This window comes from Oryzifoliimicrobium ureilyticum (assembly GCF_037199735.1).
In the GTDB taxonomy this organism is placed as follows: Bacteria; Pseudomonadota; Alphaproteobacteria; order Rhizobiales; family Rhizobiaceae; genus Rhizobium; species Rhizobium ureilyticus.
This window is the reverse complement of the sequence record NZ_JBBBVQ010000047.1, coordinates 1-11,633: the sequence shown is the minus strand read 5'-3', so window position 1 is coordinate 11,633 and position 11,633 is coordinate 1. Positions and strand designations below refer to the sequence as shown.

The 11,633-nt window shown below is 54.7% G+C and carries 11 protein-coding genes and 3 pseudogenes; 4 read left to right on the top strand and 10 right to left on the bottom strand.

The annotated features are described in order from the left end of the window. A pseudogene (locus tag VQ830_RS28925) lies at positions 1 to 249 on the top strand (hypothetical protein); the annotation flags it as partial. A gap of 196 nt (positions 250 to 445) precedes the next feature. Beyond that, positions 446 to 907 carry a hypothetical protein gene (locus VQ830_RS28175; protein ID WP_337271457.1) on the top strand — a complete coding sequence of 154 codons (462 nt, stop codon included), beginning with the start codon at positions 446 to 448 and terminating at the stop codon, positions 905 to 907. Positions 908 to 1,117: 210 nt separating this feature from the next. On the opposite strand, the gene VQ830_RS28170 is transcribed toward VQ830_RS28175, so the two are convergent. From VQ830_RS28170 to VQ830_RS28155, 4 genes are all read right to left on the bottom strand, one after another. Then, positions 1,118 to 1,348, bottom strand: coding sequence for a hypothetical protein (locus VQ830_RS28170; RefSeq protein WP_337271456.1), 231 nt, complete (start codon positions 1,346 to 1,348; stop codon positions 1,118 to 1,120). Between the two features lie 244 nt (positions 1,349 to 1,592). Continuing rightward, on the bottom strand, positions 1,593 to 2,918 hold the full coding sequence (locus VQ830_RS28165; RefSeq protein WP_337271455.1) for an ATP-binding protein: 1,326 nt from the start codon (positions 2,916 to 2,918) through the stop codon (positions 1,593 to 1,595). Then, the gene (locus tag VQ830_RS28160; protein WP_337271454.1) at positions 2,918 to 3,595 is read right to left on the bottom strand and encodes a response regulator transcription factor; all 678 of its coding nucleotides are present in this window, start codon (positions 3,593 to 3,595) and stop codon (positions 2,918 to 2,920) included. The genes VQ830_RS28165 and VQ830_RS28160 overlap by 1 nt, the downstream gene beginning before the upstream one ends. Before the next feature lie 425 nt (positions 3,596 to 4,020). Continuing rightward, positions 4,021 to 4,341: a flagellar basal body protein gene (locus VQ830_RS28155; protein WP_337271453.1), complete on the bottom strand. Its 321-nt coding sequence runs from the start codon at positions 4,339 to 4,341 to the stop codon at positions 4,021 to 4,023. 246 nt (positions 4,342 to 4,587) lie between these two features. Between VQ830_RS28155 and VQ830_RS28150 the strand changes: the two genes are divergently transcribed. Then, positions 4,588 to 5,154 (top strand): MCP four helix bundle domain-containing protein, encoded by a 567-nt coding sequence (locus tag VQ830_RS28150; RefSeq protein ID WP_337271452.1) that lies wholly within the window; start codon positions 4,588 to 4,590, stop codon positions 5,152 to 5,154. Here VQ830_RS28150 and VQ830_RS28145 read toward each other — a convergent pair. The 4 genes and pseudogenes from VQ830_RS28145 to VQ830_RS28130 form a co-directional block, all read right to left on the bottom strand. Beyond that, entirely contained in the window at positions 5,094 to 7,439 is a 2,346-nt protein-coding gene (locus VQ830_RS28145) for a Tn3 family transposase (protein ID WP_438618892.1), read from the bottom strand. The two genes, VQ830_RS28150 and VQ830_RS28145, sit on opposite strands and share 61 nt — an antisense overlap. A 9-nt stretch (positions 7,440 to 7,448) precedes the next feature. Then, positions 7,449 to 8,188, bottom strand: a pseudogene (locus tag VQ830_RS28140) (DUF4158 domain-containing protein); the annotation flags it as partial. Positions 8,189 to 8,250: 62 nt separating this feature from the next. Further along, positions 8,251 to 8,499, bottom strand: coding sequence for a hypothetical protein (locus VQ830_RS28135; protein ID WP_337271451.1), 249 nt, complete (start codon positions 8,497 to 8,499; stop codon positions 8,251 to 8,253). Continuing rightward, positions 8,468 to 8,965: pseudogene (locus VQ830_RS28130) on the bottom strand (IS66 family transposase); the annotation flags it as partial. The gene VQ830_RS28135 and the pseudogene VQ830_RS28130, both read right to left, overlap by 32 nt. On the opposite strand from VQ830_RS28130, the gene VQ830_RS28125 reads away from it, so the two are divergent. After that, the gene (locus tag VQ830_RS28125; protein WP_337271450.1) at positions 8,906 to 9,883 is read left to right on the top strand and encodes a tyrosine-type recombinase/integrase; all 978 of its coding nucleotides are present in this window, start codon (positions 8,906 to 8,908) and stop codon (positions 9,881 to 9,883) included. The pseudogene VQ830_RS28130 and the gene VQ830_RS28125 overlap by 60 nt on opposite strands. A 107-nt stretch (positions 9,884 to 9,990) precedes the next feature. Here VQ830_RS28125 and VQ830_RS28120 read toward each other — a convergent pair whose 3' ends face one another. Next, entirely contained in the window at positions 9,991 to 10,479 is a 489-nt protein-coding gene (locus VQ830_RS28120; RefSeq protein ID WP_337271449.1) for a P-loop NTPase family protein, read from the bottom strand. 297 nt (positions 10,480 to 10,776) lie between these two features. Then, positions 10,777 to 11,616, bottom strand: coding sequence for a DUF3800 domain-containing protein (locus VQ830_RS28115; RefSeq protein ID WP_337271458.1), 840 nt, complete (start codon positions 11,614 to 11,616; stop codon positions 10,777 to 10,779). Positions 11,617 to 11,633 lie beyond the last annotated feature (17 nt).

Genomic DNA, 11,633 nt, shown 5'->3' with positions numbered 1-11,633 from the left:
CTGACGGATCGTCGCCTTCACGCGTTTGCCGAGCTTGATGTAAAGCTGCACGGCCCTCATGCGGTCTTCGTACGAATACATGAACTATCTCCTGCTCGTCCAAGAATTCGTCCGCACCTCCCACTCGGGTTTGTTGCGGCATTTGTGACCGCTTTGATCGTCGTCCAACAACTACTTGGTTTTGTTTCCAGAAGGGGTACGCGCCCTTTGGGTGGTGGCATCAATGGCGCTCCGGTTCTGACATCGTGAGCGATTGAGCCTGAGGTGACGCCAAGCCGCTTGAGGAGCTGACGGTCGCGAAGCCTCTCACAAGATCAACTTGATCTCCAGGCATGTGAACTGAGATTCGACGCCGGAAGTCGCAAATCAATGATGTCTTGAATCTTTCGCTACGACTGCCTAAGTATAGCTTGCGCCTGCGGTTGGGCGCTCTACGGAGAAAATCATGCCGAACAACGAAACCATCGCCTTTCACGGCGTCGTACAGCACATCTTTGCCCATCGTTTCACGATCTCTACAAATGACGGCGGCTTAATTCTAGCGGATCTCGGCCCCAAAGGGGCGGACGTTTTTCCGCTTAAACAGGGGCTTTCGATCTCAGTCGAGGGAGAGCGTCGGCCTTCCGAGGTTAAGGTTACGCGTATTTCGGCCGAGGGGCTGGAACCGGTGATGATCGAGCATAAGAAGCCGCACCACAAGTCGCGCGGCGTGCATCAATCGAACGCGGTAGATTTAGACATCTTAAAACATGCCTTGGAAACCAAAGGCTGGTCAATCGTCGGTGAAGTGCGACGCAAACCGAAGCATTTTGAAATTCTTGCCCGTCGGAGCGGTCAGGAACTTTTAGAGCTTCATGTCGATTTATCTGGTGAAGTATACAAGCAGAAGCCAGTAAATGAACTTTAGTCCAATGAAAGCTAGCCCACAAGGCGATGGTCACCGAAGCGTTACCGCCGTTGAATGACGCTCGACGTCGTGCGTGTTCTTTGTCTATTTCTCTTTTTTGAGAGATGACCTTCCGCACGATGCTCACGTTCAGTGAGAAAATGCGTACGAAAAACCAATTTGTGCTTCGCAGGATCAATAGTGAGCCTGCGAAGCATAGCGTCGACATCACTATCTGTCGTCGCCGTCGTGGTCGTTTACACCTTTTACCTCACCCTTTTCAGATGTTGCTCCGTGCAGCGACAGTGCAGCGATTGATGCCGGAACGCGCGCTGCAGAGGCGGTGGAAATAGTTCTCACTGCTGCTTGTTGTTGCGGCAGTGCTGTTGCTGCCGCAGTCTTCTGTTGCGCTTGAAGCGACATGGTTGACGAAGCAGCGCTTAGAGAAGAAATTGATGTCATTCAGTAATCTCCAACCTAGTGATAAGTGATTGTGCCCTGGGTCACTCGGGTCGCGTGTTTTCGCCTGAGCACTATTGATAGATGCAGGTCGAAAATTACGGCGGACTTACCCATTTATTTTCAAGTGATTAAGATGACGTCAGCGTGTTTGACGATAGTGTTTCCAAGCCGGCTTTGGCTCCGCTAAGACTTTTTTGAAAACATCAAATGGACGAGGTTTGCCAATCGACTGCGATCGCGGTCCCTAGACAGCTGGTGAGAACAGCATGGTCGCGCGCGCCCCGCCTTCGCTTCGATTCTCGAGTCTCAAAGAACCTCCATGAGCATTCATCGTCTCGCTCACAATTTTCAACCCAAGGCCCAAGCCCTCAGAACCTCCTACCTTAACGCTCTTGTGCAGGCCGGTTTCAAATTGGGAAGGAGGAAAGCCTTGCCCCTCGTCTGAAACGGCAATCCCGAACTCAAAGACGGAGATCGTGATTAAGCCTCCGGGAGGGCTATGTCTTAAGGCGTTCTCGATCAAATTCCGTAATGCTCTGAACACAAAATCCTCAGCGCCATTCACGCGTATCGTCTTGTCGATGGCTTCCAGTGCGACGCTCTTTCCCGATCCAATGATCACTGGCGCCAGAAAGCGGGCACTTCTCGCAGCGATCTGCCCTAGATCCACAAGATCAGTCGGCTCGAAATGGATAGAGCCAATCCTGACGCGGTCGATGATCTGGGTGACGACCCTCTCCATCTCAGCAAAGTCGCTTTCCACGATACGGGCAGTCTCGTCAGGGAGAATAGATACCCGCGCCTTGGCTATCGCCATCGGCGTGCGTAGTTCATGTGCGAGATGACCAGCAAATTCGTCGAGCGCGCGAAAACCTGTCTCCAGTCGATCAAGGGCTCCGTTTACAGATTTGACAAGGGTAAGAATCTCGCCTGGAAGTTCTCGTTCCGTAAGACGGCTTGCAATGCTCGATGGATCGATTTTAGCGACCTCGGCCGATACTGATCTCAACGGCTTCAGCGCGACAGCAAGGACAATTGCGTTGGAAATGAGTAGGAGCGCTACAAAAGGTATCCAAAGCCAAGCGATATCGTCGACGAACTCCTCAAGAAATGTATCGAAGACTACATCCTGTCTAGGGAAGGCAATCTGTACGACATAACTTCGCCCGTCGATCTCCGTCGACCTTGACAGGCCAAGGCGAACACCTTTTGCGCGACCTGCGGGTAAAAGAAAAAAGCTGCTGACCTTGAATGAAAGCGGAAATAGAGGCCCATCTTCGGAGGAGAGTGCATTTAACACCTCGCCTCTATCGTTGAGGAGTGCATACTGCCCATGAAGGCTTTTGATACGAGCAATCAACGCAGCAGATGCTCCTCCCTTCATTTGCGGATCCGAGTGTAGGTCTCGGATCAACTCGTCGGCGAAGGTTGTGAGCGTCTCCTCGCGGAATTGATTGTTCGCGCCTTCGAAGCGCACATAAAGATATGCGGCGCTGACGCATATTTCGATAATCGCAACCGCAGACATTGCAATTAAAAGCCGCTGGAACAGCGATCTGCGCGACCACATCATTGATGTCGATCGGACAACATATATCCGATCCCGCGCATGTTGTGGATCTCCAAGCTTGCGCCTCCCAGATCAAGCTTTTTCCGGAGCCGATGAATTAGGACTTCAATAGCGTTCGAACCTATCTCGTCACCAAACCCATAAAGGGACTCCTCGACTTCAGCCTTCGACATGACACGGTTCGCGCGTCTCAGAAAGAGCTCCAGCGCCGCGTACTCCCGCCGCGTGAGAGAAAGTTCCGTATTTTGTATCTTCGCCGAATGGCGAGCCGGATCGAGTTCCACGTTTCCGATTTTAATCACGGCGTCCTTCACGATAGCACCGCGGCGCAATAGTGCACGGAGCCGGGCAATTAACACTCCCATCACGAACGGTTTCGCCAAATAGTCGTCAGCGCCTTTGTCCAGTGCCTCAATGATCGCATTGGATGCGTCGCGCGCTGTTAAAACCATTAACGGTGTAGCGGGAGAAATCTTCCTGATCGGATCTATCAGATCAAGACCGTCTCGATCTGGAAGTCCGAGATCGAGAATTATGGCGTCATAGTGGATGGTCGATGCTGCCTCTTCGGCATCGCTCGCAGTGCTCATCCAGTCGGCCGTGAAACCATGCGAACAGAAGATATCTTTGATGACGGTTGCGAGCTTAGCATTGTCTTCTACCAGCAGGACCCGCATGAAATTTGATAACCGTTCGTCAAACTTGGCTTCGATACCGTTCTGAAAGCCTGTTTCAACCCAACTTTGTCAGACTTTCGATCGGTGCGTTATATGACCGTCTTTGCTGACGCCTTACTGAATGGGGGAGAGGTTTTTTGTCTTAGCGACCGTCTAAACGGTTGTGTCGCTCATCAAGCGAACCAGTTCCTAAGCAAATTTTATGTGTGCTTCACTTCCATTGGACTTGATGTTTCCGAATGGATTGTCCTAACCACCAGAACCTAATCATGTCGGCGCCCACGCCGCGGATGAGAAAATGTCGGCAGATGCAATCTGACTGAGGTCGTGCTAGCAAAGCCTATCACGAACGACGATGGACTCATGCTATGGCTAGATCAAAATAGCTCTGGTCGGGCGAGGTGCTGACTTACGATAGCGTCAGCCTAGTCCCGTTTCATGGACATCAGAACCTGCCACATATCCGCACCTGCCTCGAATACGTCTGCGTTGGCTGCAAAACTATCTTTGCTTTCGACCAACGTCAGCATATCGGTGCTCGGATCGCTACTCACACTGCTCTGGCCAGGTTGCGTTGATACAGATGCCTGCACGCCAGGAGCGCCTGACAGCGTCGACAGGTTTGCGCGGAGGGTCTTGTACCCTGGCGTACTGGAGTTCGCCATATTGTTGCTTGCCGCAGCAAGTCTCGTTGCTTGGACGGACATGCCCATCGATGCAGTATTCAGCGCGCCAACTATACTCATGGAAAATCTCCCTTAGGAAGGATTCATGTTACGGCAGAGTATGAAAATATTGCTTTCAAAATTCGCTAGATATTTAGTCTTTGGAGAAATTGCGTCGAAAATACAAAAATCTGCTTATGGGCGTAGTAGTCGGTATTCCGAGTCAAATTTCAGCTCCTTGAATAGGTTGTTCGATCCTCTGCATAACAGACGAATTGCTTAATCTCTCTTTGCTAAAACTTCCTCGCTTCGGTGCGGGAGAAAAACGTGAAGACGTCGATCCAGGAACGCTTTTCATACATCGTATTAGTTCAGTTTGCGGTGGTGATGGCCCTGGCGGTTTCAGCTATCGCAAGTCTGATGTCGGTGAATCAAAAGTTTGAGGACGTTGACCAGAAGTGGCTGGCAACAACCGGGATGCTTGGCGAGCTTGCCGATCGGATCTCGGAATTTCGGCTTGCCGAGACCTATCGTGCCCTCGCAAACACTGCCGAAACGCGGGCCGCAGCGGAAAAGCTGGCAAGTGACCAAAGTGCTGCGATCGGCGCTATCCTGCGTGACTACGTTAAACTAAACAGCGCGACGGGCAGCCGCGACGTCGCCGATATCCAGGCGGCCTGGAGCGTGTATCTAAGCAAGCATCGTGAATGGGTGGCGTCGGACGAGACCGGGGCTATCGATGAACCCGCTCTGTACAAAAGTGCATTGCATCAACTTGGGGTCAGAACAAGAGCAGTCCAAAATCGTACGCTAAGGGCGAACGGAATGAGAACTTACGCGGCGTCCCTTAGCCTAGCCGGAAGTCTAAGCGACCGGAAGCCCTCGGGCATCTGATGTTCGGCGTCCCAGGTGTAGATGCCGGTAAGGTTGATATGCTCCCAACTCAGCGGCGATATGTGCTTGAGCAGATGATCCGCAATCTCGCGACCCGCCTTGCGTAAGTGGGTGATGGCCCGTTCGATATAGACCGTATTCCAGTGGACGATCGCACTGACGACAAGGTTGAGACCAGAGGCGCGGAACGCTTGGCTCTCGTACGACCGGTCACGGATCTCGCCCCGCTCATGGAAGAAGACAGCGCGCTTCAGTTTATGGGCGGCCTCGCCCTTGTTGAGACCGGCTTGGCATCTTCGCCGTAGTGCCGGGCTTGAGTACCATTCGATCATGAAGAGCGACCTTTCGATTCGGCCGAGTTCCCGGAGCGCCCTCGCCAGATGGCTTTGCTTTGGAGATGCCGACAGCTTCTTCAAGATCGTAGACGGCACCACGGACCGCGTCGTGATCGACGCCGCGAGATGGAGCAGATCGTCCCAATGGTCGAGAATCAGGGTGGTATTGATCGGCGCCCCGATGTGGTTCGACAGGACCGGATATGCATCGCCCTTCTCAAACGTGTGGAACTTCCGGTCTTTGAGATTGCGCAGTCGCGGTGCGAACCGCTTTCCAATCAAGGTGAATAGCCCGAAGATGTGATCACTCGCCCCGCCCGTATCGGTAAAGTGCTCATGGATGTCGAGGACCGTGTCCTGATCGAATAGTCCGTCAAGCACATAGGCCGCCTCGCTTTCGGTCGGGCTGATGGGCAGAATGCTGAAGTAGCCGTACTGATCTGACAGATGGCTATAGAATTTCGATCCGGGTTCGCTACCGTAATGCAAATTGACGTCGCCGCGCTTTGCGGCTCGGTCGCTCGCACGGAAGAATTGGCCATCTGACGAAGATGTTGTGCCGGTGCCCCAAAGGCGGGAATGCGGATGCCGGGTGTGCGCATCGGTGATGCACGCTTGTGCCGCGCGATAGGTCTCTGACCGAGCATGGAAGGTGCGCATCCAGCCGATCTGGTGAGCGCTGATCCCCTTGGATGCGCCCGCCATTCGCTTCGGGCCGAGGTTGGTCGCATCCGCCAGTACACCGGCGAGCATGGCAGAGACATTTTTCGGGACGTCGCCGGTGCGAACATGCGTGAAGTGATCCGCAAAGCCGGTCCATTCATGCACTTCCCTTAACAAGTCGGGAACCTCGACCAACGGATACATGTCGCTGATCTCGGCATTCAGTTCCTCTGCTTCCACGGGGACTTCGCCGACGGTCGGTGTGACGATCAACGTTCCGGCCTCAAGACGAACTCCTTCGAGCTTTCCGGATCGTGCTCTGTGCGCGAGACGCTGCAGGTTGAACTCGAGCATCTGACAGGCTTCGGCAAGCCACTGTGCGCCGTCACCTTCGACCCCCAAACCGAGACGATCTTCTTCCTTCATCGTGATGAATGTTGACCGCGGCATCAGATGCTCGTCAATCGGCCGGAAAGATCGGCTGCCGTCTACCCAAATGTCCGCAGATCTAAGCCGATCTCGCAAAGCCGCGAGCGTGGCGATCTCGTAGAGACGACGATCAGGTTTCCCTTGTTCAAAGATAAGCCGTCGATCGGTTTGGCTGAGGTGGGTGAGCGGGATGCGATCCGGGAGTGTCCGCCGTTTCTCGGCATAAAGCCGTTTTAGCAGCGCAATTGCCGCCAGAAGCGGGTCGTGGCGATGCGCCGAGCGAAACGTGAAGGCCTGAAGGAATGCACCAATGTATTTGTGGACGGTCGCGTATTGTTCGGCTGCCACGATCAACGGCGGTGCCTCGTTGTCGTCGACCATCGACTCGAGCTCAGGCTTCATCCGGAGCAGCCGGTCCCAGCCGACTCTTTGGTCGAGAACATCCAATGCGTTCCGGCCATAGTCGTTGGCGGACTGCAGTGCGGTGATCGTATCTAGAAACATGCGCAGCGCTTTGGCGGTATTCGCTCGGCAGTCCATCTGTCGCTGCTTCTTTCGATTGTTGGCTTGCGAGAACAACTTGCCCATCAGCTTGATGAACATCGTTACCGCATCGTCCGTGAGCTTTTGGGAAAGCTTGATGACCTGAGCCACGATCAGAGCGTGGCGGCGGCTGGCGTTGAAGTCGTTAGCAAGCCAGGCCGGCGTTGCGTTGCCCTCCCGGATCATCTGGTCCCAACGTCCGGATGATACGCGCGCCTGCAGTTCCGGATCGATCTCCAGCCGTCGCAGAAAAGCTATTCGCTCGGTCAGCCCGACGAGGTTCGAGGCAGCCGGCGCTTCTGGCGCCGAACGCAGCNTCCGGATGATACGCGCGCCTGCAGTTCCGGATCGATCTCCAGCCGTCGCAGAAAAGCTATTCGCTCGGTCAGCCCGACGAGGTTCGAGGCAGCCGGCGCTTCTGGCGCCGAACGCAGCCAATGGAAGCGCGTCTGGCTGATCGACGGGTCAACCTCTAACAGCCTATCCAGTGATTGAAGCCTGTCGAGTGGGATCTCTTCAATCAAAGTTCTTTCTGCCTGGCGCCGGGCTATGGCACGACCGGCAAGGCCGATCCGTTCGATCGTGTCGATCGCAGGCAGAAGAGCTCCGCGTTCACGAAACACGGCGACAACGGAACTGGCTATCGCAGCACCATCGTCGGACATGGTCGCCGCCTGGATTGCAGCCAATAGTGCGGCGCGGCGATCTTGCAGCGTCGCACTTCTCGTATCCAGATACACCATCAAGCGCGCCGTATGATCGCGCCGGGTTTCTTCACGGCGCGCATAGAGGGCAAATGCTTCCGGCGCGGCGCCGATCTGATCAGCAACATACTCCAGCATAGCGCGAGGCGGAATTTCTTCTGCCCCCAGCACTCGACCCGGGTATCGCATTAGACATAGCTGGATGGCAAAGCCGAGCCGATTGTGATTACGTCGCCGTAGTTCGATCTCCAGGCGATCCGCCAATGACAACGAATAGTGTCGGATCAAGCTGTCCTCGTCGATTGGGATATCGACAAGCTTCCGTCGATCTTGATCTTTGAGAAGCTTGCGCTTTGCCATCGCCCGACTCCATTAACGACTAATCTGCGTGAAGCGTTGTCGAGTCGGGCCGGACAGAGAAATCAAAACTGGCGCATGTCGATGGCAATCCACAGAGATAGGATGCTGCAGGTCCGAACTACAACATCGTTCCTGATCCGTTCGGCCTTAGCGTACGATTTCGGACTGCTCTTGTTCTGACCCCTACCATAGACCAATTCGCCCTCGGCGATATTGTCCGAGTTGGCCGTCACTTCCTCGATGAGTTCAAGGTTCTCGCCGATCATGCCGGCGACTTCTTTAAGCGTATAGATGAACCTTGATCGTGCCATCACGCAGCCTCGGACAGGGTTTCACTGGGGTCCAGTGCCACGGCAGCAGCTCTTCAAGGCGATCTGCGGGATGATCCTGAATGCGGGTCAGGACGTCTGTCAGATAGACCTCCGGATTGAGGCCATGGAGTTTGGCTGTCTCGATAATGGTCAGGATATTGGCGATGCGCTCACCGCCCTTATCAGAGCCTGCAAAAAGCCAGTTCTTTCGGCCAATGCCGAGCGGGCGCATCGCCCTTTCGGCAATGTTGTTGTCGATTTCGACACGCCCATCGTCGATGTAAACGCTCAATGCCGACCATCGCGACAGGGCATATCGCATTGCTTCAGCCAGCTTCTGTTTCTGCGGCAAAGTCGAAAGTGTCTCCTCGATCCAGACCTTCAGGTCTCGCAGAATGGGACCAGCGTGCTCTTGTCGCAATGCCTGACGCTCGGTGGCCGTCATGCCGCGAATGCGATCTTCGATACCGTCGCCTCCTACCGCGACACCTTCAAGCTCTTTCTAAGGTTCGCCCACGGCAAGACGGGCAAGGCGCCATCATCCCTGATGCTTGAGGATTTCGACGCAGAGCTCGTGATAGCGTTCCTGGATGACCTCACCGCGGAAAGACGCGCGGGTACCACCACGTACAATCTCAGGCTCACCGCTATTCGAGCGTTCTTTCGGTTCCTTGCATTCGAGGAGCCTGCTTTTAGCCACCAGATTCAACGCGTGCTCGCCATCCCTGGCAAGATCGGCACGAAGCGCGAGGTACAGTTCCTTGTTCGGGATGAGATCAAGGCGCTTCTGGCAGCACCAGACAGGCGGTTATGGATCGGTCGCCGCGACCACTGCATCCTCCTGACGGCAATACAGACGGGCATGCGGCTCTCTGAACTGGTCGGTTTGGATCGTGGCGCTGTCACCTTGGACGCTGGCGCGCATATTCGGTGTTTCGGAAAGGGGCGGAAGGAGCGTGTCACACCGCTCACCAAAATTCTGAGTTCCGCCCTTAAAAAATGGCTGGATGAGCCAAGGCCGGCCCAATCCGACATCCTCTTCCCGACGGTGCATGGATCTCGGATGAGTCCGGACGCCGTCCAGTATTTGCTCGCGAAGTATGTGAAGCAGGCGGCACAGCAATGCCCATCATTACGAGCTAAGCGTATTTCGCCGCACGTTCTTCGTCACAGTGCGGCGATGGAGCTGCTGGATGCTGGCGTCGACAGCACGGTGATTTCGCTATGGCTGGGCCATGAATCCACACGTTCCACCCAAGCCTACCTTCACGCGCACCTTGCGATAAAGGAGGCGGCTCTCGCAAAGGTGAGCCCGCTAAATGAGCAGCCCTTCCGCCGGTTTAAAGCTAACGACAAGCTATTGTCGTTTCTCGACGCCCTGTAGCACTTTAACGCCGCAGGCTCTCCTGCGGCGTCATTGCATCCACCCTTCATACACTTGATGCCCGCGGTGTGGCGCCAGAAGCCAGGGTGAACTAAAACGTGAACTGTCTATCGGAGGCCAGCCAAAAAATCGGCGACCTCAGATCGGCTCGTCAGCCTATATTTTTGCTCGGTATGTTGCTCGTAGAACCAGTGGTGCGCCTCAAAGGAATTCAGGTGGTTCCTTCGGAGGCGGTAACCACGAGTGTACTCCAGCAGCTCTTCGAATTGCTCTGGCGTTCCCCCATCGGTTTGCCCCCGTCGCACCAAATTTGCAATGCATTCGTCGTCGGCTAGATCGAGCCAGATCAATGTCGTTACGCGGGAAAAAATCTGCTTGAGAACTGAACCATATATACCCTCGATGATCCACGAGGCGTTGCCTGCGGCTTCAGCCACGAGTTGATCACGCTCATGGCGTGGACGCTCTCCCGAGAAGCCGGGTAGCCAGTGCAAATCATCCAGATGAGTGACCGGAAACCTAAGCTTGGCCGCCAACTCTTTAGCCAGCCACGACTTGCCGCTTCCGCCATTGCCTACGATAAAAATCCGATCCATAAACATTCTCCCGCCAAGGACTGTTTCTGCCTTTCCACAAGTATGTCCGGCAATGCTCTGGCTGGCGAGATGCCCGTAGGGCCGATTTCCGCACTTTCAGTGCTTGAAATTATGCCGAGCTTGCCAGGCGACTTTACCTGAAATCTCGAGCTTTAGGGAACGGGCTCGGCATAGTCTCCGGCTCGGGATAAACACCAGACCTTCATATCGATACGCTGAAAGTGAAGAACCGGAATTTTCACTGAGAAATGCTCAAACCGAGCGTGTTGAGGGAGCGCATGCACCACCAAAACCGCTTCAATCCTCAGGCGTGGCGACTTGGGATGCGGCGGCCATAGCTTTCGGCGTTGCTTTCGGAAAAGGGTGAGCTGGAACTGGAAGCGAAGCGAGGCGCGCTTCTGTCTCCGGCGAGACATGACAGCGCAGACCTGAGACTGGCCCGACGCCGTACCGGGCAAAGTACGGCCTTATGAGGTCGAAGCCACGCTGGTCGCCTGACTGAAAGTGACGGAAAATCCAGTAGGCGATCAAATCCGCCATCTGAATCAGGCGCGATGCCTTCGAATCGAGAAAAAGCGGAACTTCGGCAAAGTTGCGAAGTTGGCCGCTGGCATGCCCGACGTGCTTGAACACATGAGAGAGGGTTTGGATTTTCTCCTCATAATTGCTTTTGTCGAGGATGACCAAGCCGCGCTGGGGGTTCTTTTTCTTATAAAGCGTCTTCAGATAGCCATCAAAACACGAAGCCACTTCCTCGAAACTACGAGCCAGAATATCGTTAGGACTGAAGAGCTTCTTCTCAATGACGCAGGCGTAGACTTTCAACTGCAGCTGCTTGTCGGCCAGCAGCGACAAGATATCGACGACGGCTTGAACTCTGTCATTAGGGGACACCCCTTTCCACGTGCCGTTGCCTGAGCGCATCGGGTTTCCATGGAACTCTATTTCTCGGGGATTGGTCGAGCTGAAGCGCGCCGCTACAGGATCTATCTGTGCTTCCAGCCAATGCGTTTGGCGCTCGAATATGCTGAACCCGGCAAGGACAAAGAAGTCGGAGCTTGGATCATGCGAGTGACCAGACTCGTCGAGATATAGTAGATGCAACGAATCCCCCTGAAACGAAAAAGCGGACCGCATGCGGTCCGCTCCAATTC